General features: G+C 54.8%; 14 protein-coding genes. 11 read left to right on the forward strand and 3 right to left on the reverse strand.

The window, feature by feature from the left end; translation table 11 throughout:
• Positions 1-851, reverse strand: an 851-nt coding sequence (locus ABQ298_09505; GenBank protein ID MEQ9824608.1) for a hypothetical protein, incomplete at its 3' end; no start/stop codon positions are given.
• 246 nt (positions 852-1,097) lie between these two features.
• Between ABQ298_09505 and ABQ298_09510 the strand changes: the two genes are divergently transcribed.
• Positions 1,098-2,801, forward strand: coding sequence for a hypothetical protein (locus ABQ298_09510; GenBank protein ID MEQ9824609.1), 1,704 nt, complete (start codon positions 1,098-1,100; stop codon positions 2,799-2,801).
• Positions 2,802-2,844: 43 nt separating this feature from the next.
• Here the strand turns inward: ABQ298_09510 and coaD are convergent, their stop codons facing one another.
• A complete protein-coding gene (coaD, locus tag ABQ298_09515) occupies positions 2,845-3,339 on the reverse strand; it encodes a pantetheine-phosphate adenylyltransferase (protein MEQ9824610.1) in 495 nt (164 codons plus the stop codon).
• Between the two features lie 219 nt (positions 3,340-3,558).
• Between coaD and ABQ298_09520 the strand changes: the two genes are divergently transcribed.
• The 4 genes from ABQ298_09520 (at position 3,559) to ABQ298_09535 (ending at position 12,363) form a co-directional block, all read left to right on the forward strand.
• Positions 3,559-6,219: a glycoside hydrolase family 2 TIM barrel-domain containing protein gene (locus ABQ298_09520; protein ID MEQ9824611.1), complete on the forward strand. Its 2,661-nt coding sequence runs from the start codon at positions 3,559-3,561 to the stop codon at positions 6,217-6,219.
• 13 nt (positions 6,220-6,232) lie between these two features.
• A complete protein-coding gene (locus tag ABQ298_09525; protein MEQ9824612.1) occupies positions 6,233-7,516 on the forward strand; it encodes an MFS transporter in 1,284 nt (427 codons plus the stop codon).
• An 8-nt stretch (positions 7,517-7,524) separates the two neighbouring features.
• Positions 7,525-8,427, forward strand: a complete 903-nt coding sequence (locus ABQ298_09530; protein ID MEQ9824613.1) for an ROK family protein — start codon at positions 7,525-7,527, stop codon at positions 8,425-8,427.
• A gap of 246 nt (positions 8,428-8,673) precedes the next feature.
• Positions 8,674-12,363: a TonB-dependent receptor plug domain-containing protein gene (locus ABQ298_09535; protein MEQ9824614.1), complete on the forward strand. Its 3,690-nt coding sequence runs from the start codon at positions 8,674-8,676 to the stop codon at positions 12,361-12,363.
• An 84-nt stretch (positions 12,364-12,447) separates the two neighbouring features.
• On the opposite strand, the gene ABQ298_09540 is transcribed toward ABQ298_09535, so the two are convergent.
• The gene (locus tag ABQ298_09540; GenBank protein ID MEQ9824615.1) at positions 12,448-13,362 is read right to left on the reverse strand and encodes an AraC family transcriptional regulator; all 915 of its coding nucleotides are present in this window, start codon (positions 13,360-13,362) and stop codon (positions 12,448-12,450) included.
• A 103-nt stretch (positions 13,363-13,465) separates the two neighbouring features.
• Between ABQ298_09540 and nagB the strand changes: the two genes are divergently transcribed.
• From nagB to ABQ298_09570, 6 genes are all read left to right on the forward strand, one after another.
• A complete protein-coding gene (gene nagB, locus ABQ298_09545) occupies positions 13,466-15,361 on the forward strand; it encodes a glucosamine-6-phosphate deaminase (GenBank protein MEQ9824616.1) in 1,896 nt (631 codons plus the stop codon).
• Positions 15,349-16,752, forward strand: a complete 1,404-nt coding sequence (locus ABQ298_09550; protein ID MEQ9824617.1) for an ROK family protein — start codon at positions 15,349-15,351, stop codon at positions 16,750-16,752. The genes nagB and ABQ298_09550 overlap by 13 nt, the downstream gene beginning before the upstream one ends.
• An 11-nt stretch (positions 16,753-16,763) precedes the next feature.
• On the forward strand, positions 16,764-17,627 hold the full coding sequence (locus ABQ298_09555; protein ID MEQ9824618.1) for a PIG-L family deacetylase: 864 nt from the start codon (positions 16,764-16,766) through the stop codon (positions 17,625-17,627).
• A gap of 82 nt (positions 17,628-17,709) precedes the next feature.
• Positions 17,710-19,782 carry a family 20 glycosylhydrolase gene (locus ABQ298_09560; protein MEQ9824619.1) on the forward strand — a complete coding sequence of 691 codons (2,073 nt, stop codon included), beginning with the start codon at positions 17,710-17,712 and terminating at the stop codon, positions 19,780-19,782.
• A gap of 177 nt (positions 19,783-19,959) precedes the next feature.
• Entirely contained in the window at positions 19,960-21,783 is a 1,824-nt protein-coding gene (locus tag ABQ298_09565) for a sodium:solute symporter family protein (protein ID MEQ9824620.1), read from the forward strand.
• The gene (locus ABQ298_09570; GenBank protein ID MEQ9824621.1) at positions 21,770-22,984 is read left to right on the forward strand and encodes a heparan-alpha-glucosaminide N-acetyltransferase domain-containing protein; all 1,215 of its coding nucleotides are present in this window, start codon (positions 21,770-21,772) and stop codon (positions 22,982-22,984) included. Before ABQ298_09565 ends, ABQ298_09570 begins: the two co-directional genes overlap by 14 nt.
• The last annotated feature ends 174 nt before the right edge of the window (positions 22,985-23,158 follow it).

A 23,158-nucleotide genomic window follows, 5' to 3' on the forward strand; every position in this document is an offset into this window, starting at 1 on the left:
AACCCCAGCACCAGTGCAGCGATGCCCAAAAGACCGGCGGAAATGACGGTGCTGGCTTCGGGGACGGGTTGCAGGGAATCACCGAACGAAATGTTACCGATGCCGATGGACTGCAGGCTGGGACTGATCTTGTGCTGTTTATCCTGATCCCACAGAGCGTTGCTGCCGCTCGAGTAGTAAAATTTCACGTAGTTCACGGGATCGTTCCAGCTCACATTCATGGAAGAGGATGAACTGTCGTGAGCACTGGCGTTTTGATCATCGTAGGAACCGTCAGCCAGTGTGCCGCGATAAAGCGGACGGTTGTTGCTGGATGCATTTGCATCGGTGTAGACATTTGAACCAGTGGTGACAGTGTGGTTCTGGGTGCTGCTGTTCCAGTTTTCGTCATAGGAGGTGAATCCCCAGATCACGTCCTCGTAGGTGTAGTAGGAGTTGCCCTTGTATTTGACATCGGCTCCACGATCGATGTCAAAAATATCAAAGCTCAAATTGTTTACCGGAGTGATGGAATTGTATTCATTTAAGAATCGCATCTCGACCATCACATAGGAATTGGTGTAGATGTTGTTGAGAAAATCCACCGTGAGTTGCAGGGATTCGTCTCCATTATAAAGCCCGTCGTTTCCATCATAGCGTGCCGTATCGTCCAGAGTCACCCAGTTGCCACTCGAAATGGAAAGCGTGATTTGCACGTTATATCCCGATCCTCCGACATTGGTGATAATTTGGCTGGTACTGCCAGCCGACCAATCCGTCTGGTTCCAGTCCAGCACCACAGCGGTGCAGGAGTGAATCAGAGCAAGAAAGGCGATAATGTGAGCGATGAAATTGCGAAGCACGATAATCATGAATCCTATGATGTGAGGGTTCATTGCAATCCTACGTCAGAAACGCGAGCTTATTTAGCCACATAAACCAACGATTTACATTTGGATCATTCATACTAACGAATAACTCGGAAATCTGTTTTCAAAGGATTGGAAAATCGGAGACTTTTTCGGCTAACATGTGCTGCAATGCAACAACTGGCTGCGCGAAAACGTTCGCGTTATGAAATCGTCCAACTAAGTTGGTAATCGAAAGCAGAGCAGTGGATGAATAGAAAGCGAATGGGAATCTGGGTCGTCGCGACCGGCATTGTTTTGGGGATGGTGGTGTTCGCGAAGCCCGCGTATGTGAAATTCAGGGAATTTCGGGCTGACTGGCTCGCACGGGAGGCACTGGCGCGCTTTGAAAGCGGACCCGAAACGGTGGAAGCAACTCAAGAAGCACTGCCAAAAGCATTGAGTGCCCACCAGCTGGAACCACAGCGGTATCTGCCGCTGCGCGTGCTCGGAACCATTCTGACGCTTTCCCGTCCCCGGGAAGCCCTGGATTTTTGGACTCAGGCGAGGGCTATTCAACCGGAATTGCCGTACGACGATGCCCTCGACTATGTGCAGTGCCTGCTGGTGAATGGCAAATTGAACGAAAGTCGGGAAATGTTGCTCGAGCTGCGTGAACAGCGCGAGTCGGATCCTCGGGTGAGCTATCATCTCTCCCGAATTGCATCTCTGACAGGTGATCACGAATTGGCTTACCGCTACGCGAAGGACCTGATCTGGAGTCGAAACACTCACATGCGATACCGGTTGTTTTTTATCAAACAGGGACTTGAGTCCGGGGTGAAGCAATGGGCCAGTGATGCTGAAAACCAGATGGAACTTTTGCTGAAAAATCCTGATCTGCTTGAGGATGAGTTTCTCTGGCGCCTGATCAGTGTCGGTAACGTGGGAAAGGAACTACAGCGAAAAATGGTCGATCAGCTGGCTTCAAGAGTGGGTTCCTTTCCTCAGGAACTGCTTTGGGTTGAATATCAGATCCGAAATCAGTTCTTGAGCCCAGAGCAAGGCCTGGACTACCTGAAATCGAAACGGTCCCCTGATTCACATTCAGAGCTGATTTTATTGGCAAGCTGGTGCAATCAACGACGACTATATTCCGAAGTTGTGGAATTGATCGACAACGAAACCGCGTTGAGTCGAAGGGATGCTTATGCCATTTTGATGGCGGCGCTTCTGATGACGCAGGACTGGGATCGCGTAGAGGTGTTGATATCGAATGACAATCCTCCTCTGGAAGCATTCTGGTTCAATCTGCTCAAGGCGCAGTTAATGGCAGTCCGGGGAGAGCATTCGCAAGCCACTCACTTTTGGTACCGAGCTAAAGCAAGGGTAGTGGACGACGCGCGGGAAATGTGGAGTTTGATCGAGGTGGGGGATCGATTGGGACTTCATGAAGAGACGCGTCCCCTTCTTGAGCAGGTGGTGAACCGCTCCGGTTCTCCGGAACGTGTCGTCGAATATCTGGGAGCGAGGCTGTTAAAGCAAAAGCAGTATGGGCGATTGCTCGAGGAACTCAAACGATTTGCGGATCGCTTCCCCAGGCAGGATTCAATTGTGAGCGAGTGGGCCTACTATGCCTTTCTGTTGCAGCAGGATGTGGAGGAAGCCTCTGTGAGAATCGACGAGATCTGTGACGAGCATCCTGAAGTATTGGCATATCACATGACCTGGGCAATGGGGGAAATCATGCAGGGTCGTTACCGCGAGGTGTTGGCACGACTCAGTCAGGTTTCCGTGGACTGGGAGAACGTCTATCCAAAATGGAGGTTTATCCTTGCGCTTGCACTGGCCGGAGTTGGTGAGCATGCCCAGTCGGAGCATTATCTGAGCGGGATTGACCTTTCTGCATTGGCTGCGCCAGAGGCAGCGGTCTTACAACGCCTGCGAAAGAACGGAGCCGAATCCGCGGAGTAAGGATGCCTGTGGGAACGGATGGATAGTGTTACAGTCGGGGAGGTCAGGGGGCATCTTTCATCGCCTTAAAATGAGCGGTGAGTGCTTCATGCACATTGGGAGGAACGAGGCCCGTGTTGCGGTGCGAATACATGTGCACCTGCTTCACCAGATTTGAGGACGTGAAAAAATACTTTTCGTTGGGCATGAGGAAGATGGTTTCCACCTTGTCATCGAGCAGACGGTTCATCTGAGCCATTTGGAACTCGTATTCAAAGTCAGAGACGGCGCGAAGTCCGCGAATGAGGGCTTTGGCTTCCATTTTGACTGCAAAATCCACTACCAGTCCATCAAAGGGCATCACCGTCACATTGCTGAGGTGTGAAATATTTGCTTCGATCAACGCAATGCGCTTTTCGATGGAAAACAGAGGGTGTTTGGTTTTGGAATCCACGACCGCCATGATGACTTCATCGAAGATTTTTGCCCCTCGGGTGAGCACGTCAAGGTGGCCGAATGTTACGGGATCAAACGTACCCGGATAGATGGCTTTTTTCATTGGTGGTATGGTAGGTTTTCAGCGAAAACAAAATAGGGTATTGGTGCTTTGTGACCGAGTCAAAATTTCTTCCTTTGGCTGCGGTGCTTGAGTTTGTGAGCATAAAAATCAAAAAGAAGTTCAATAATGCCAAAATTTAACCATTAGTGCTTTGTTATGCTTGGAGTCATGAAAGACCGGCAGCATCCGGACATTTCCCATTGATCCGCAGATGATTCCATGAAACGAAACTATCAAACCCTGTTGACCCATATGTTCCTGATATCGAGCATTCCCATGACTGCTATTTCCGGGAGTGAAACCCGTTCTGAAAAGGCGCTGATCGACGATTGGCAACTGATCCCTCCCGAGACAGTGGAGTCGATGGACTCCCTGCATCAGGTAAATGCATCCCTTCCCGGTGCACACATCATATCCGTTCCATCTACCGTGTTTGGCGCACTCGTGGAGGGCGGCACTGTGCCCGATCCTTTCGTGGGTACGCGCCTCGCGGAGGTGGATACTGCACCTTATCGTCAGCCGTGGGTGTATCGCCGCCAATTTGATCTCGATCCATCATTGCCCAAGGACTTCGTGGAGCTGATTTTTGAAGGCATTCAGCAAACCGGAAAGGTATGGCTCAATGGCGAATTGCTTGCCGACAGGGACGCCTTTCAGGGGCCGTTCAAGATGTACCGATTTGACATCAGCACGCGGGTGAAACCTGAAAACAACGTGCTGGTCGTGCAGATTTTCCCACCTGAAAAAGGCGATCTTTCCATCGGCTGGGTGGATTGGAATCCCTACCCGCCCGATCAAAACATGGGCCTCTGGCGATCAGTAAAAGTGCGGCAAAGCGGACCCATCAGTCTCGAAACTCCCTTCGTTCGCACCCAGCTGGACCTGAATGCGTTCGAGTGGGCTGAACTCACGATTGAGAGCGAGGTCTGCAATCGAAGCACCGGGTTACAGCATGCGGTGCTCGAACTGCAGTTTGACTCAGAAACCGTTGAAATCCCCTTCACCCTCGATCCGGGCGAGACGCGCAAGCTGATCGCCCAGGCCAGCGATTTTGCGCAGCTGCGGCTGACGGACCCGAAGGTCTGGTGGCCCAATGGCATGGGTGAACAACCACTCTATACGCTGCATGCTCAGGTAAAACTTGCCGATGACAGTTCTGTGACTGAGCAGCGGGCCACGCGGTTTGGGATCCGCGAAGTTTCCGATTATCTGAATGCCCAGGGGCATCGTGGCTGGAAGGTCAATGGACGCCCCGTTCTCATTCGCGGCGGTGGCTGGGTGGACGATCTGTTCCTGCGCGAGCATGCCGACCGCCTGGAGGCACAGGTGCGATACGCGAAGCACATGAACTTGAATACACTTCGCCTGGAGGGATTTTTTGGTGCAACGCAGCGCTTTTATGATCTCTGCGATGAAAACGGTCTGCTGGTCATGATCGGGTGGAGTTGTCACTGGGAGTGGGAGAACTACTGCCACCGCCCTGAGGATGGCTACCTGCTGATCCGCCCCGAAGAAAATGCCTTTCATGCTGCGTCCTATCGCGACCAGGTGCTCTGGCTGCGCAACCATCCTTCGGTTTTCCTCTGGGTATTTGGCAGCGACACCATTCCTCGTCCCGAATTGGAAACCCTTCTCTACCAACACCTCGACGAGGTTGATGGTACCCGCCCGATTTTGCTGGGCTGCAAGAGTGGTTCCAATGCGGGCGAAGCCGAACGAAAGTTTGAAAGTGAAACCTATGGTCCCGTTGCGGTGAAGATGAAGGGGCCATACCACTATGTGCCGCCCATCTACTGGTTTGAAGACCGTCAGTTCGGTGGGGCTTATGGATTCAACACCGAAACCGGACCTGGTTTGCAGCCAGTGGTGTATGATTCCCTGAAAAAATTCACACCCGCTGACAAGCTCTGGCCCATGAACGAAGTGTGGGATTTTCACACCGGTCGCGGCGACGTATTTGGTTCCTTTGAACTGTGGAAGCAGCCCTTCGAGCGACGCTATGGCAGCTTTGACAGTGCTGAGGCGTTCAGCGCATGGGCGCAGGTGAGCAACTATGAGGCCATGCGACCGATGTTTGAAGCGTTTGTGAGCAACCAGCCAGAGGCAACGGGGGTGATCCAGTGGATGTACAACTCGTCCATGCCCAATCACCTCTGGCAACTCTTTGATTATTACCTGATGCCTACGGGTGCCTTCTATGCGGCACGTAAAGCGAACGAAACGGTGCAGGCGATTTACGATTATGCCCGCGAGGCAATCCTGCTCAGCAACGACGATCATGCCGCAGTCCACGAGTTGGAAGTCAAGGCCACGCTCTATGACCAGAATTCCAAGGTCCTCTGGGAACATGACAAGCGCACCGTGATGGCACCCAAGACGGTGCAGCGCATTGCGGATCTGCCCGGAAAACTGCTTCAGTCCGCTGAGCCAGGTTCAGTGTTTTTCCTGGACCTTCGCATTGAGCGACCGGATGGAACAGAACTCACCCGGAATTTCTATTGGCTCTCGCAGCAGCGTGAGCAGCTGGACTATCCGGTCAGTTCCTGGTATCAGACTCCGATTACCCGAGCGGCAGACTTCAGCGGATTGCGCAGCCTGCCCGGTGCGCAAGTGCAATCCGAGTGGAAACTCGGTGAATCCGTGAACGGGCTTCAGTCTGCGGAAGTGACGCTGACCAACGCCTCTGATCACATCGCGTTTTTTGTGGAGCTGATGATCCGTGAGAACGTGAGTGGAGAAGCCATCCTTCCCGTGTATTGGCAGGATAATTACCTGAGTCTGTGTCCGGGAGAAACCCGCACCGTGCGGGTGCGATATCCCGATCAGGACTCGACTCGAAATGCGGTCTTTTCCCTGAGTCTGCTCAATCCGCTTAACTGAGAAAGGAAGCGCCATGACACACAAACCACGATATTTCACGGTCGCGCTGATCTTCCTGATTTTTGCCGTGATCTCCTTTCTCACAAACATTCTCAATCCGCTGATCCCGGAGGTGAAGCGCAGCTTCGACCTGAGCAACGCAATGGCGGGACTGTTGCCCTTTGCCTTTTTCATCGCCTACGCGGTGATGTCGATCCCGGCTGGCATTCTGCTCGACCGCACGGGTGCCAAGTTCATGACTGTGCTGCCGTTTGCGCTGGCGTGCTTGGCGGCATTTGCCTTTGCCCTGCTTCCGAACTATGGGGTGTACCTTATTTCTCTGTTTGCGATAGGACTCGGCATGGCCATGCTTCAGGTGACGATCAACCCCTTGCTGCGTGCAGCTGGTGGTGAACCTCACTTTGCTGCCTTCTCCGTTCTCGGGCAGTTGTTTTTTGGGGCGGGCGCGTATCTGGCTCCCCAGGTCTACAAGCACCTGGTTTCAGGGCTTGCCGAGCGGGACAGTTTGTCCGGTGCCATGGCGGTCTTGGGGAAAGCGGTGCCAGAGCAACTGCCTTGGCTCTCGCTCTACTGGGTTTTTGGATTGGTGACACTGTTGATGGTGCTGCTCCTGTTGGTTGTGCGCATACCCCGCATTGAACTGACCGAGCAGGAACAGTCGGGGGACAAGCGATCCTACCTGCAGCTCATTCGCAGCCGCACGGGTTTGCTCTTCTTTCTGGGGATCTTTGCCTACGTCGGAACGGAGCAGGGCGTTGGAAACTGGATCTCCGAATTCCTGTATCAATACCACGGGGTGGATCCGCAGACTGATGGCGCCAATGTGGTCTCCTGGTTTTGGGCGGCGCTGACTTTTGGCTGTCTACTGGGGCTGGTTGTGATCAAACTCTTCGACAGCCGCAAAGTGCTGATCGGTGCAAGCGCAGGTGCCATGGTTGCGCTGCTGCTGGCACTGACCAGTGGAGAAGAAATGGCAAAGTTGGCCTTCCCCGCTGTTGGATTTTTTGCGTCGGTAATGTGGTCCATCATCGTATCACTGGCACTCAATTCGGTTGCGAGCCATCATGGTTCGTTTTCAGGAATCCTCTGCACGGGCATCATGGGCGGTGCCATTGTCCCGCTGATCGTGGGTTTTCTCGCGGATCACATTGGGCTGCGCCTGGCAATGGGGTTCCTTTTTGTGACCCTTGCCTACATCCTTTCGATTGGTATTTGGGCACGTCCGCTGATTGCGAACTCAACGGTTCAATGGCGCAGGTTGCTCCGGAAGAACGCATCAACCCCTGCTGCGCGATGATGCGAGACATGAACCTATTAACCAGCAACGACCGCGTCATCGGCGTCGACATGGGCGGAACGAAAATCCATGCGGGCCTGGTCTCCCGTAACCATGTGCAGGAGCGTTCCTTGCGACAGGTGAACGGTGCCGCGCGCAAAGAAAAAGTGCTGGCGGATCTCATCCTGTGCATTGAGGAACTGATGCAGGACTCGGTCCAAGGCATTGGAGTGGGAGTTCCCAGTCTCGTCGATGTGACTTCGGGAACGGTCTATCAAATGCAGAACATTCCCTCCTGGGATGAAGTACATTTGGGAGAAATCCTCCGGGAGCGCTTTGCTGTACCTGTCTACGTGAACAATGATGCAAACTGCTTTGCCATAGGAGAAAAATACTACGGTGCCGGGAAGCATCATGCCAATTTTGTAGGGCTGACCCTTGGGACAGGCCTGGGTGGAGGTGTGGTCATCCATGATCGCCTCTACGAGGGTACCAGTTGTTGTGCAGGAGAGTTTGGCAGCATCCCTTATCTCGAAAGTATTTTTGAGGACTATTGCAGTGGCAAATTCTTCAAACGCTTACTGGGTATGGAAGGAAGGGTGGTCAGTGAACAGGCCCGTGCGGGAGAGCATGCTGCAATCCGTGCGATGCATGCATTTGGGGAGCATCTCGGCAATTTGCTGCAGACGATCCTGTTTGCCTATGATCCTGAGGCAGTGATTTTTGGCGGTTCCATCCGCCGGGATTTTCCGCTCTTTGAACCCGGAGTCCGCCACGCACTGCAGCGCTTTCCCTATGTGCATTGTGTCGAGCGCCTGAAACTGTACGCGTCGTCACTCGCAGACAGTCCTGTGCTCGGTGCAGCAGCGCTCTACTGGGATGCGCATGCGAAGCGGGAACAGGGAGAATCCCTGGGTGTGGGCGTGAGTTGATCTGTCCTTAACGACTGTTGATTCTATGCAGGCCCGGTTCATTTGAGCCGGGCTTTTGTCGTTAAAGAGCGACCGCCATGGCATTCATGCTCCCGACTTTGATTTGCCTGAAATCTCAAAATGATCAAATAAATCAAGAGGATGCGCAATTTTAGCAAAATTTGACTCGTGGCGCTCTGCTAGAATGCCAGACAGTTCGATTGATTGCACTGCTTTGCATCGAAAAAACTCATCACTGTCAAACCTATGACTAATTGCAAACTCCCCCGGCCGTGGACCGTTTTTTCCACGCTTGCGCTGTTCAGTTCGCTGACAGTTCTCGTCGCTCAGGACGAGCTATCCGAAATCGATGACGATGTTTATGAACTATCGCCCTTCACGGTAGAATCTGATGCCGGTACGGGCTATCAGGCCACTGCGACCCTTGCGGGAACGCGCGTTCGCACCGACCTCAAGGATCTCGCTTCGTCGATCAGTGTCATCACCTCTCAGTTTCTTGAAGATACCGGAGCAAAGGGCAACGAAACCCTGCTGCAGTACACCACCAACACGGAAGTTGGCGGCATCTTTGGTAACTTCGCTGGAGTAGGCAATACGCAGGGCATCGGGGAAGGGCGCAACCTCACCGCACCGAGTACCAATACCCGTGTTCGTGGATTGGATGCGGCGGATAATACGCGCAACTATTTCCTGTCCAATATTCCCTGGGATTCCTACAACGTCGACCGTGTGGAACTGCAGCGCGGTCCCAACTCCATTCTGTTCGGGGTCGGCAGCCCTGCCGGTATCATCAATACCGCCACAGTGGTGCCTTACTTCGAGAACGGTGGAAAATTTGAGAATGTCTTTGGCAGCTATGACAGCGTGCGCAACAGCCTCGACTACAATCGCGTGCTCATCCCGGATGAGTTAGCGGTGCGCGTAACGTTGCTGCACGACGATCAGAAGTTTCGGCAAGAACCCGCCTTTGAGGAAGATCAGCGCATTTATGCAGCCCTGAGTTACCAGCCGAAATGGTTTGGTGATCATGTGAAGACGAACTTTCGTGCAAATGCCGAGCGCGGGGAGATCGAAGCCAATCGTCCCCGGATTCTGACACCGGTGGATTTCATCACACCCTGGTGGACGGGGCTGGGTCAGGGCACTTGGGATCCCGCCTGGGCCTGGAACTTTGGTGCCCAGTTGGACCGTGGAGGTGCGAGTGTCTCGCTCAATCCCTGGATCAATCAGCCATGGCTGGGCAATGACATGCCGGGCATCGCCAATACAGGAATTGCCTTCTTTTACGACAACGGCAATCCGAATCCCAGCTGGGTTCGCACACCGACCGCTGGCAAGAATTTCGGGATTGGTCCTGATGGCTCCATTGACCGCGGTATCAGCGGCTACACCTTCTCCCGTCAGATGGCGGTAGCGGGATTCAACGAGTACACCAAAAACGTTAACGCCGAGTATCCAGATCGCTATCCCGGTGCCAGCAAGGACTTTTACAAGGACTTTCACCTGACAGATCGCAGTGTCTTTGACTACTACAACCGGCTCATCGATGGTGACAACAAGCGGGAACTGTCCGACTGGACTGCAGTGAATCTGGCCTTTGACCAGGTCTTCTACAGTCGCGTGGGCTATGAGTTTGTGTTCGACCGCCAAAACTATCATGAGGAAAATTGGAGCCTGCTTGGGTATCGTCCCTTCATCGGGGTGGATTTGAACACGCACACCAACCTGATCCCGACAGAATACCCGACTGCGATTCCTCCGGAGCAGGGCGGCGGTGTTCCGGAACCGTCCACCGTACAGGGTGGGCACCTTAACCCCTTTGTTGGACGTGCTTACACCAGTGTGGACCGTCCGACGGGTTCCTCCCGCGAGACAACCCGCACGAACTTGCGTTTCACCGCCTTCGGTGAGCTGTATGGATCGGATTTCTTCCGTGACGACTCCTGGATGGCTCGCCTGATCGGGCGCAACATTTTTACGGTGCTTGCCAATCGCGATGAAAGTGACAGCGATGAGCGCGTGTGGCGTTTGTTTGGGACGACACCGGATTATGCGCAGTCCATGGATGGCAGTCTTATGGTTGATGGTTACGACCGATCGGTCAATTTTGCAGTCTATCTGAGCGGGGATCTGCGCAATACCAACTCACCGCACGGGCTGAACTTATCTGGACTGACCGAGCGCATCAGCCCGCGTGGCAATGCGACGGCCCTGGTGTTTGACTCCCATTGGAATGCACCAGATGTGGACCCGAGTGCCGCGTATCGCCTGCCATTCAGTGGAGGAACCAGTACACAGTCCGAAAATCCGGCAAACTATGTCGGGCTGAAGGAAATGACCGTGTCGGTACTCAACGCTGAGCAGGGAGACCGGGATGCACTTACGACCAGTTCGGTCAAGCGCACCGAGGTTCTCGAATCCTACGGTCTCACCTGGCAGGGCTACTGGTGGGATGGCATGCTGGTACCGACCTTTGGCTGGCGTCACGATGAAATTGAAACCTGGGGAACCTCGGGTCAGGCTGATCCCCTGACGGGCGTGGTCAGTTCCGATTTTTCGAATGAAAAGGTCGAGGGCGAATCGTTTGTCAAGTCTGGTGAAACCGTCAGTTGGGGCACGGTCTTTCACACGGCGGACTGGTTTCGCGACCGCCTGCCGCTCGATGCACACGTGAGTTTGTTTTACAATGATTCCAAGAATTTCCGCGCGGCCAATCGTGTGGGTTACAGCGGAGCGGAGTTGCCGAGTCCGGAAGGCCGCAGCAAGGACTATGGATTTGTGCTCAACATGCTCGACGACCGCATCTCCCTGCGTGTGACCTGGTATGAAACCAAGGTGGAAAATGCAGATATCGGTTCGACGAGTCCGCTGGGGGCGCAGTCCTGGTTCATGCACATGAGTGAAGCCTGGGGTACGGCTGCCGTCTGGACTGCCGAACTCTATTGGGCCGGAGAACTGCCCGGTATGAGCTGGGCGTCGAACTATGGCCTGATCGACGATGGTCGATGGGGGCAGGAGGGCTGGGAAAACGCACCATTCTCCGAGGAGGCAATCAATCATCCGTCAAATCAGGCACTGTTTGCTTCCATCGCAGACTGGTATGCCACCATGCCGAGCCAGGCCTACTTTGACGCCTGGGGGTTGCCAATTGATGTGTCCAAGGCACAGGGGTCGTTCGAAGATCGTCGTACCATGATCGCCAATGGCACCTGGAATCCCTACGATACGGTGGGAACGATTCAGGCATCCGGTGGTAATCGTGTGAACGGTCTGCTGCCTTCCATGACGATCAATCAGGAATCCAAGGGCGTTGAGTTCGAACTCACTGCTCGGGTGACTGACAATTGGAATCTCACGATCAATGCTTCCAAGACCAAGGCTGTTCGCACGGATCTTGGCAGCGAGATTCAGGAATGGATCGAATATCAACACGACCGCTATGCGGGTCCGGCAGGAGATCAGCGCTTGTGGTGGGGTGGAGACCGCACCTTCCGCGAGTACTACGAGGACTGGATCTGGGCACCTTATCAGTTTCAGCTCGATGCCAACGGGCAGTCGGCTCCTGAAATCCGTCCCTGGCGCTTCAACCTGATCACAGGGTATCGCTTCAGCGATGGGGTATTCTCGGGATTCAACGTAGGTGGAGCCTTGCGCTGGCAGGATGATGCCATTCTTGGCTACGAACTCGATGATACCCGCACCAAGCTCGACGTGCATCGACCCATCCATGGAGGTGCCGAGAGCAACGTGGATCTATGGCTGGGCTACGGACGTGAATTGACCGACAAAGTCTCCTGGCGTGTGCAGCTCAACCTCCGTAACGTGGGCGAATCTGCCCGACTGGTGCCCATTTCGGTCAATCCCGACGGTCAGGTTGCCGCCCACCGTATCGCGGATGGCATGAGCTGGGCCCTCACCAATACTTTCAGTTTCTAGCGTTATCACTATCCAGGGGTTATCCACTCACAACTCAGGGCATCCGGTTCAGCAACCGGGTGCCCTTTTTTTAAGCGAACCTGTTCAGGTAGTGTATTGCTTGCGGTATTGGGAAGGAGAGACTCCAAAGCGCAGTTTGAAGCTGCGGCTGAACGCGGAGATTGAATCGTAGCCGCACAATTCGGCAATTTCGGTGAGTGAAGTGTCCGTATTGAGTAGGTATTTGATCGCACGATTCATGCGATAATTGAGGTGATAGGTGCCAAGACTCAGTCCGGTGATCGCTTTGAAGCGCCTGCGCAGATGACTCGGGGAAATGTGCAACTTTTTGGCAAGTTCGGGAAGGTTGGCCTGCTGAAAGGTGTCTTTTTCGAGAAATTCGTTGACTCGGGATAGCAGGAATTCGTCCTGGTGAGATTTGGAGCGTTTTGCGATTTCGGGCAATTTGCCAGCCGAAGTGGCACTGTTCAGCAAGCGCTGGATCAGTCGATTGCATTGCAGAATCCAGATATTCGTGTCCACAGTGACATGGTGATCGGTCAGAATGGGATCGATGAGGCTGCGATATTGGGTGCCAATCGTATCGAGGATGCGCCAGTCTTCACGATGCAGCCATACGGGTGCATTGCGCAGGGGAATCAGCAGATCGGGTTGATCCGATAAAAAAGTCATGTAGAGCCAGGAAATGCGTTCGTCAGGAATGTCCAGGTAGAAATGGAACTGAAGCGGTGCGATCAGGAACGCTTGTCCGGGTTGAAAATGAAAGGTGTCGCCGTCGACGTTGATGCTCCCAGGAGTGCCACAGTTGAAGATGAGAACAAAGCGATGGTGGGGTCGACTCTCGAAGTTGCGGACATTCAGAAACTCGCGTGAACGCCGATGAAAGAGCAGAATGTTGTCAGCCAGAGTCAGGTTGCTCAGCTGCAATCCGTGGAAATAGTTGCGTGGATTTGGGATATCCCAGGGCGACGGGTCGAGTGGTTTGATGGCTTGGCTCATGAGTCATAAATATCAAATAATCAGTCAAATTTGCAAATACTTATCGTATTAGACTATGATATGATGACGCTGTGATGATAAATCCCAATGCGCTATACCCAAAATGAATGACAGCACGACACGATTGGAACGCATTCCAACGCTCATTTCGAATTCCGAGCAGGAGGCCGTCAGCCGCGTTGCAGACGCCATTGAATCCCTGATCCGCCAACGCCAACAGGAAGGTCTGAGTGCGGTGCTCGGTCTGGCGACTGGCTCGACACCAGTACCGCTCTATCGGGAATTGATTCGGCGTCATCGCGAGCAGGGGTTGAGCTTTTCCAATGTGGTGACGTTCAATCTGGATGAGTACTATCCGATCTCGCCGGAGCATCCGCAGAGCTACCACAGCTTTATGCGCACTCAGCTTTTTGACCACCTGGATATTCCGGATGCGCAGATCCACATTCCCCGTGGCGATTGCCTACGCGATTCTGTCATTGCACAATGTGATGCATACGATCAGGCGATCCGTGACGCAGGCGGTATCGACATTCAGATTCTGGGCATCGGCAGAACGGGTCACATCGGGTTCAATGAACCCGGGTCGTCGGTTCGGTCGAGTACGCGGCTGGTCACACTCGACAGTCTGACGCGCAGTGATGCCGCCAAGGATTTTCTGGGTGAGGCAAACGTGCCGCGTCATGCGATTACGATGGGAGTTGGAACGATTCTGGCAGCGAGGCAGATCTTTCTGCTGGCATGGGGCCGAGGCAAGGCCGAGATTCTGCAGAAAGCGATTGAAGAAGCTCCGCAGGACAGTGTTCCGGCAAGTTTTCTGCAGCAGCATGATCGGGTGAGTTTCTGCATCGACCGTGCGGCTGCCGCCGAGTTGACGCGCTGCAAGTATCCCTGGCTGGTGAGCATGCCCGACTGGGATGCGGCGATGGTTCGCCGTGCGGTTACCGATCTTTCACTTCGCCTGCGCAAACCCTTATTGCGACTGGTGGACAAGGATTACCAGGAGAATGGTTTGGCGGATCTGGTCACGGAGGAAGGGCCGGCCTATAATCTGAACATCCGCGTTTTTAATGAAGTTCAGCACACCATCACGGGGTGGCCGGGAGGAAAACCCAATACCGACGACAGTCATCGACCGGAGCGGGCGGACCCCGCCTCCAAGCGAGTGCTCATCCTCAGTCCCGAACCTCTGGATGACATGCTGGCGATGGCGGGCACCCTGAACCGGCTCATCATGCAGGGCCATGATGTTGCGGTGGTCTACCTCACCTCCGGCAACCTTGGAGTGCCCGATGCAGATGCGCGCTGGGTAGCGGAATTCATGCTCGAGGCGGGTGCGGATGCACAGGATTCCATCGCCGAGGCAGCACTGCAGGACCTGCGCACGAAGAAGGAAACCGATGAGGACAGCCCCATGCTGCGTCGTTTGAAGGGGTTCCTGAGGCGCAGTGAGGCGAGAGCAGCACTGAAGATCTGTGCCTTGCCGGATGACCATGTGACTTTTCTGGACTTGCCGTTTTATGAACAGGGGCGCTATCGGCAGTTCCTTTGGAGCGATGCGGATGTCAACGTCCTGCGTGAGGTGATTGAAACACGACGTCCACACCAGATTTTTTTCACGGGTTCTGATGCCGACCCGAGTTCGGTACATGCCAAATGCTTTCAGGTGCTGCGGCAGGTGCTCTCGCAACTGCAACAGGAAGCCTGGCTCGCCGATTGCTGGTTCTGGCAGTTTGCGGCGGGCAGCCGGGAGTGGCCACTCGATGAAGTGGACATGGCGGTACCGTGCAGTCCGGATGAGTTGGTGCGCAAGGTACAGGCCATCTACCAACACCGCTCCCAGATGAGTCAGATGCCACTGGTGCAACCTGATCATCTCGAACTTTGGGAGCAGACACGTGCGCGCAATCGGGCAACCGCTCAGCAGTATGACCAGCTCGGATTGGCCGAATATGAAGCCCTCGAATGTTTTGTAAAATGGGATCCATGGACGACCTGAGCACACCCCCCCGGATCGCGGAATCGGGATTTTGCTCCGCGCACCGCTGGATCAAATCCTATGAGCAGGAACTCCAGAGCAGTGGCACTGCCACCGAGGATTTGAGGATTGTGATTTCGGATCCTGCAGGACACTGCAAAGCGGTGACCTGCCGCATTTCCAGCGATCCCGTTAGCGACGAAAGTGCAGCGACCTTTCGCCGTGTGGAGCGCACGGTGAAGACCCTGCTTTGGCTGCATGGGGGCTGTGAGATCTGGTTGCAGGATCGAGCTGACCTTGTGAAGCTGCTGCAGCACTGCTACGGTAGCCAAGGTTCCAGGGCCTTTGATGTGCGCTTCCTTGCGGGGCAGGTCTATCATCAACCCCTTCGCTTTCACCTGGGTGCACCCTCAATGCCGCCGCAAAAGGCATGCATCCCGAGCGCAGTGCGGGAAAAGTTGGACGGTTGTCGAATCGGATACGATCTTGGCGGATCCGACCGGAAATGTGCCGCCCTGATCGACGGTAAGGTGGTCTACTCAGAGGAGATTCCGTGGGACCCCTATCATCAACCGAACCCAGAGTATCACATTTCCGGTGTGCGGGATTGCCTGCGACGTGCGGCGGCTCATCTTCCGCGCGTCGATGCAATTGGCGGAAGCAGTGCCGGTGTGATGATTGATCATGTTCCTCAGGTTGCTTCGCTGTTTCGCGGATTGTCCGAGCACCAGATGGAAACCGAAGTCCGACCCTTTTTTCGCAACCTGAGCGATGAGTGGGGTGGCGTTCCGGTAACCCTGCTCAACGATGGCGATATTGCCGCACTGGCGGGTGCCCAATGGCTGGGCGTCAACGGTGTGCTTGGAATCGCGATGGGAACGAGTCTCGCTGCTGGCTATGTCGATCCGCAGGGACAGGTGGGGGGACAACTGAATGAGCTGGCGTTTTGTCCCGTGGATTGGCGCACTGACGCTGCTGTCGATGAGTGGTCGGGTGATGTGGGTTGCGGAGTTCAGTATTTTTCCCAACAGTCGGTATTGCGTCTGGCGGGGGAGCTGGGCATCGGGCTGCCCGAAGGGGTGGATGCAGCTGAGGGGCTGCGGACGGTTCAGGATCTTGCAAAGAAGGGAAACACGCTTGCCTTGAGCATCTTCGAGCAAATCGGAATTTTCCTTGGGGAAACCTTGGTGTACTGGCGTCAATATTATACCTTTGAACACCTCGTGCTCATGGGGCGAGTCGTTTCCGGAGCAGCGGGTGCATGCATCGTTCGTCGTGCGCAGCAAGTGCTGGATGAAGTGCTCGACCCTGCGGAACCACCGCTGACCATCCATGTGCCCGACGAAACCTTCCGGCGTCACGGTCAGGCGATTGTGGCTGCGTCGGTTCCCCATCTGAAAATAACAACCTGATTCCATTTGCCATGAACGCTACTGAACTCTCTCAATTTCTGCATATCCCGGATGGTATTTCCGCCGCAAAGGCACTTGAGCGCACAACTCACCTGGCCATCGGTGCACATCAGGACGACCTCGAGATTTTTGCCTATCACGGTATCGCGACCTGCTACGACAGTGCCGGGCAATGGTTTGGGGGCATTACCGTGACGGACGGTGGTGGAAGCGCGCGCACGGGACCCTATGCGCACTACAGCGATGAACAGATGAAGGCGGTGCGCTTTGAGGAGCAAAACCGTGCGGCTGATATTGGACGCTACAGTTTTCAGGCCCAGCTTGGTTTTCCGAGCAGTGAGGTGAAATCAGCGAGTCCGTCTCATGCGGTTGTGAATGTGCTGGCTCAGTTCCTCCGCAGCTGTCGACCCCACACGCTCTACCTGCACAATCCCGCGGACAAACACCCCAGTCACCTCGCGGTGCTCACGCATTGTGTGAGTGCATTGCGTTCTCTCGAACCCGCATTTCGACCTGAACGCATCTATGGATGTGAGGTGTGGCGCGGACTCGACTGGTTGCGCGATGAGGACAAGATTGCGCTGTCAACGGACGCGCATCCTGAGCTTGCGCGGCAGTTGCTCGACGTCTTTGCCTCGCAGATTGTGGGGGGCAAAAGCTACACCACTGCCACACTGGGCAGGAGGCAGGCCAATGCTACGTTTTACCAGAGCCATCAGGTGGATGGTGCAGCAAGCCTCACATATGCGATGGATCTGCATCCATTGCTGGATGAACCTGAACTCACACTGCATGACCTTGCCTTGCGCCATCTGCATGCCCTGCGTGCAGATATGGATGCTGCCTACGCTTCACTGCCCTGCTGCAACTGTTGAAGCAGATTCATGAAACACCCCTGCATCCCACTGACTGCCTTTTTAACCCCAGCACCATTCATTGACAAATCCCATCAGTGCCATGCCCATTCCACAAAAATTCCATATCCTGACGGTACTTTGCAGTGTGATCTCAATCCTGCAAATCCCGACTGCTGCCATGCCCTCTGATAATTCCCCCTCGGCCATTTCCAGGCTCATGCCCACTCCGCAGACCGTGGTCCTGCATCCGGGCGAACCCTTTCGAATTGAGGCGGGCTTTACGGTGCAGCTCGAGGGGGACTACCACTCGCGTCTTGAATCCGCTGCGACACGCTTTCTTCGACGACTTGACCGCCGCACGGGCCTGTTTTTCACCACATCCTTCCCAGTGGTGAACGTTGACGGACAGCAGGCCGGACTTCGCATTCGTGTTAAGGCCCCTGGTAGCGTGGAACTGGGAATGGATGAGCACTATACCCTCGAAGTCTCGTCGGAACAGGTATTGCTCACGGCTGCCACGGACATTGGGGCGTTGCGGGGACTTGAAACGCTGCAGCAGATGCTCGATGTCGATTCAGGTGGGTATGTGTGGTCCGCCTGCCGGATTGAAGACGCTCCGCGGTTTCCCTGGCGGGGTCTGATGATTGACTCGTGTCGGCATTTCATGCCGCTCGATATGATCAAACGCAACCTGGATGGAATGGCTTCGGTAAAACTCAACGTCTTGCACTGGCATCTCACGGAGGACCAGGGATTTCGGATTGAGAGCAAAACCTTTCCCAAGCTACACGAAATGGGTTCCGATGGCCAGTATTACACCCATGCTCAGATTCGCGAAATCGTGGAATATGCGGATGCACGAGGCATTCGGGTAGTGCCCGAGTTTGACATCCCCGGTCATGCAACTGCCTGGCTGGTGGGATATCCGGAGTTGGGAAGTGCACCGGGACCCTACCAGATCGAACGCCAGTGGGGAATTTTTGATCCGTGTCTCAACCCGGCCAATCCCGAAGTCTATGTCTTTCTCGAAAAACTTTTTGACGAAATGACGGCACTGTTTCCGGATGCCTATTTTCACATCGGAGGTGATGAGGTCAACGGGGTGCATTGGGATGCCAATGCGGAGATCCAGCAATTCATGCAGGAGAACGGCATTGCGGACAATCATGCCTTGCAGAGTTACTTCAATCAGCAAGTGTTGGAGATTTTGACTGCCGATGGGAAAAAAATGATCGGGTGGGATGAGATTTTGCAGCCGGACATGCCCACTGATGTCATGATCCAATCCTGGCGTGGGAGGGAGTCGATGGAAGCTGCTGCGAGAGGTGGATACGCAAGCATCCTATCCAATGGGTATTACATCGATCTCATTTACCCGGCGGTGGATCACTATTTGAACGATCCGTTGCCCGAAGACACGAACCTGACCGAAGCCGAGCAGGCCCGAATCCTGGGTGGAGAAGCGACCATGTGGGCCGAGTATGTGACCGATGAAACTGTGGACAGCCGCATCTGGCCACGCACGGCAGCCATTGCCGAACGCCTCTGGTCCGACGGAAGCCTGCGAGACGTAGAGTCCATGTATGAACGACTGGATCACCAGAGCCTCTTGCTGGAGGAATTGGGACTGCGACACCTGAGCAACCGCGAAGCCATGATGCGACGGTTGGCAGGCTCTCGTGAGATCGAACCGATTCGCATCCTCTGCGATGCAATTGAGCCTTTGAAGGGATATCGCCGCTATACCTACCGCACCCAGACCCAGCTGACACCCTACACCTTGCTCGTGGACATCGCGCGTCCCGATGCACCGGACGCGCGCCGTTTCAATGTCTGGGTCGAGCACTACCTCGAGCTGGGAGACGGCTCGCTGTTGCCGCAGATCTCGGCACTGCTGGGTCAGTGGGTGCACAATGAACCTGCATTTCAAAGCATCGCAGCGCACGCTCCGGTGTTGAACGAAGGAAATGTGATCGCCACGCGGCTGCGCGAGCTTTCCGAGCTGGCCAAGGCATCGATTGCAGTCATCGAAGGTGAAAAACCGATGCTCGAAGAAGAATGGAGCAAGCGTGCGGAGCAGCTTCTGGAATCTGCACGCCAACCCATGGCCGCGATGGAGATCCAGATCGTGGATGCGGTGGAGAAGCTCTATCAGACCGCTACCGCGAAATGAAGGACTATGATTTGAGCAGTCCCACGCTTCAGGGCCTATTGAGGGTTTTCCCTGCAGCTGCAGGATTCTGCGTGCGAATTCGCCGATGCAAGGCCCTGAAAGACGCAAAACCCCGCTTCGTTCGTGGGGTCATTTCTTTCGTTTTCTGCCCATTCTATCCTGTAACGCAAATCCATCATGCAACTCGAATTCTTTGACTGGTTCATCATCCTTGCACTCTTTGCGGTGTATGTCGCTGTCGGTGTGCTGACCTCCCGAAAGGCGGGGAGTTCATCAGCCGAATACTTTTTATCCGGTCGCACCATGCCCTGGTGGTTGTTGGGGGTTTCCATGGTGGCGACGACCTTTGCCATCGACACCCCCAATCTGGTGACCGGTATTGTCCGGGATACCGGGGTCGCGGGAAACTGGGTCTGGTGGGCCTTTCTGCTGACGGGCATGCTTACTGTTTTTGTGTACTCCCGGCTGTGGCGACGTTCAGGTGTGCAGACGGATCTGGAGTTCTACCGCCTGCGCTACAGTGGCAAACCTGCGGCTTTCCTTCAGGGGTTTCGTGCCCTGTATCTGGGCGTGTTTTTCAACATCATGATCATGGCCAACGTCTGTTTGGCAGCCGTCAAGCTGGGCGGAATCGTGCTGGGACTTTCTCCCGTGGAGACCCTGCTGATTGCCTCGGGTGTGACCGTAGCCTACTCGCTGCTCGGCGGACTCAAGAGCGTGCTGGTCACGGATTTGATCCAGTTCATCATCGCGATGATCGGCTCGGTCTGGGCGGCAGTCACCCTGGTCAATTTACCGCAGGTGGGTGGACTGGAGTCCCTGCTCTCCCATCCCAATGTGAGTGGCAAGCTCAACCTGCTGCCTGATTTTGGAAATCCGGAAATTCTGATCGCAGCCTTCATCATTCCGCTGGCCGTGCAGTGGTGGAGCATCTGGTATCCGGGTGCCGAACCGGGCGGGGGAGGTTACATCGCTCAGCGCATGCTCTCCGCAAAAAACGAGCAGCACGCCATGGGAGCGGTCTTGTTTTTCAACTTTGCGCACTATGCCCTGCGACCCTGGCCGTGGATTCTGGTCGCCCTGGCCTCGCTGGTTGTATTTCCACAGTTGAGTGACCTGAGTGCGGCATTTCCGCATCTTTCAGAAGGCATCGTGCAGTCGGATCTCGCTTATCCGGCGATGTTGTCCTTCCTCCCGGTGGGACTGTTGGGCATGGTGATCGCATCGCTGATCGCCGCATTCATGTCTACGATCTCGACTCACTTGAATTGGGGAGCATCCTATCTGGTCAACGATTTTTACCGACCCTTTGTGCGCCCAAAGGCCAGTGAAAAGGAGTTGGTGCGCGTGGGGCGCCTCTCGACGCTTGCGCTGATGTTTTTTGCCGGATTGCTGGCGCTCTACCTCGAAAGTGCCATGCAGGCTTTTCAGCTGTTGCTCTCGATTGGAGCCGGGACGGGTCTGATCTTCATCCTTCGCTGGTTCTGGTGGCGCATCAACGCCTTCACCGAAATCGCTGGAATGGTGATTTCGTTTACGGTGGCGGTTTTCTGGGTGTTGATCTATCCGATGTTGGGGTTTGAGCCGATCCCGGCGCACCTGCGCCTGTTGCTGAGCGTGGGTATCACGACGGTGGCTTGGGTGTTGATCACACTGCTCACGCGACCCACCGATCCGGCAGTGCTGAGGGATTTTTATCGATTGATCCGACCCGACGGACCTGGATGGCGACGGGTGCGTGAACAGTGCATTGCGGAGGGCGTACCCGGAGCGGATTTGAATCCAAAGGATTCTCTGACGCGTGGATTGCTGGGCTTTTTCCTGGGCGTGTTGTCGGTCTATTGCGGACTCTTTGGCATTGGAGAATGGATCTACGGCAAGGCATTGTATGCAGCGTTATTGCTGGGAGTTGCTCTGCTATCCATGACGGGGCTGGCCAAGCTCTTTTTCTTGTGCCCCTCCCGGCAATCCCTATGCTCTGAGCACGATGCCGATACCTGATTCTGCACCGCATTCGGGTCGCTCCCGCCTGATTTCGCTAGATGCACTTCGTGGCTACACGATAGCCGGCATGATTGTAGTGAATTCGCCGGGCAGCTGGTCGGATGTATTTGCTCCCCTTCGCCATGCATCCTGGCATGGATTGACACCTACCGATCTGGTGTTCCCGTTTTTTGTGTTCATTGTCGGGGTTTCGATTGTGCTTTCGATGCAGAAATACCGCAATGCGGATCGGGTGGAACCACGGGTATGGCGGCGCATTTTCGTGCGTGTTGGCAAGATTTTCCTTGTTGGCATTTTCCTGAACCTCTGGTGGCGGTTTGATGTGGATTCGCTTCGATGGGCGGGTGTGCTGCAACGCATTGCACTGGTCTATGGAGCCTGTGCCTGTCTCTTTTTGCTCAGCACCTGGCGCATGCAGGTGGGGGTGATGATTACGCTCTTACTTGGCTACACGACCTTGCTGCTCTGCGTTCCTGTGCCGATGGATAGCATCAATCAACAGGCTCTGGAAAGCGGAACAGTTGAGCGAAGTCATGGTTTGATGGAAGCGGTTGAAGTGGAGGCATTTAATAGCCAATCGCTTCGTCCCAATTTTGAACCCGGAACCAACCTGAGCGCGTGGGTGGACCGCACCCTGCTGCCGGGTCGACTCTATGAAAATACCTGGGATCCGGAGGGCTTGCTCTCGACCCTTCCGGCTGTCGGAACGGGTTTGCTGGGTGTGCTCGCGGGCATGATTCTGGTGGCTCCGTGGGCGTCATTTCGACGCATTCATGCCCTGTTTCTGTTCGGAGTCGCTTGTTTGGTTTTGGGCATTGCGTGGAGCTGGGTGGAACCGATCAACAAAAACCTCTGGTCGAGCAGTTTTGTGCTGGTGACTGCGGGATGTTCCCTGCTGTGTCTGGCGTCCTGCGCGCTGCTGGCGGATGAGTGGGGATATACTCGCTGGACCTTTGTGGGCAAGGTCTTTGGCAGCAACGCCATCACGGCGTATGCACTGTCAGGCATGTTAGTGGTGCTCATTCGCACGCCAATTCCGGGAGCAGAAATGTCACTTCAGCAAGGCTTCATGCAGTTGGGGCTGAATTTTGGAATTGCCGCCAAGATGGTCTCGTTGAGCTGGGCACTGCTCTATGCAGCCTTCATTTTTGCTATCGTCTACGTATTCTATAGAATGCGCATTTTTATTCGGCTCTGAAATGCTCAGAACCCGCTTGAACTCTCGGTTTGTTTTGACTGGGAGCTTAATTCTGGGTAGCATGTTATCTGTGCCGGAATACTCCCCGGTCGGCGCGCAAGTGGCCCATTTGTGGTCACACTCCGTATCTGAATTCTGATGCTGGACAACTATAATCGTTAACCTAAGAAACCC

The organism is Puniceicoccaceae bacterium (assembly GCA_040224245.1).
Lineage (GTDB): Bacteria > Verrucomicrobiota > Verrucomicrobiia > Opitutales > JAFGAQ01 > JAKSBQ01.

Coding starts and splice junctions, on each gene's coding strand:
- ABQ298_09550 (MEQ9824617.1), top strand. CDS start 15,349: ATGGACGACCTGAGCACACCCCCCCGGATCGCGGAATCGGGATTTTGC.
- ABQ298_09555 (MEQ9824618.1), top strand. CDS start 16,764: ATGAACGCTACTGAACTCTCTCAATTTCTGCATATCCCGGATGGTATT.
- nagB (MEQ9824616.1), top strand. CDS start 13,466: ATGAATGACAGCACGACACGATTGGAACGCATTCCAACGCTCATTTCG.
- ABQ298_09540 (MEQ9824615.1), bottom strand. CDS start 13,362: ATGAGCCAAGCCATCAAACCACTCGACCCGTCGCCCTGGGATATCCCA.
- ABQ298_09510 (MEQ9824609.1), top strand. CDS start 1,098: ATGAATAGAAAGCGAATGGGAATCTGGGTCGTCGCGACCGGCATTGTT.
- ABQ298_09520 (MEQ9824611.1), top strand. CDS start 3,559: ATGAAACGAAACTATCAAACCCTGTTGACCCATATGTTCCTGATATCG.
- ABQ298_09525 (MEQ9824612.1), top strand. CDS start 6,233: ATGACACACAAACCACGATATTTCACGGTCGCGCTGATCTTCCTGATT.
- ABQ298_09560 (MEQ9824619.1), top strand. CDS start 17,710: ATGCCCATTCCACAAAAATTCCATATCCTGACGGTACTTTGCAGTGTG.
- ABQ298_09535 (MEQ9824614.1), top strand. CDS start 8,674: ATGACTAATTGCAAACTCCCCCGGCCGTGGACCGTTTTTTCCACGCTT.
- ABQ298_09530 (MEQ9824613.1), top strand. CDS start 7,525: ATGAACCTATTAACCAGCAACGACCGCGTCATCGGCGTCGACATGGGC.
- coaD (MEQ9824610.1), bottom strand. CDS start 3,339: ATGAAAAAAGCCATCTATCCGGGTACGTTTGATCCCGTAACATTCGGC.
- ABQ298_09570 (MEQ9824621.1), top strand. CDS start 21,770: ATGCCGATACCTGATTCTGCACCGCATTCGGGTCGCTCCCGCCTGATT.
- ABQ298_09565 (MEQ9824620.1), top strand. CDS start 19,960: ATGCAACTCGAATTCTTTGACTGGTTCATCATCCTTGCACTCTTTGCG.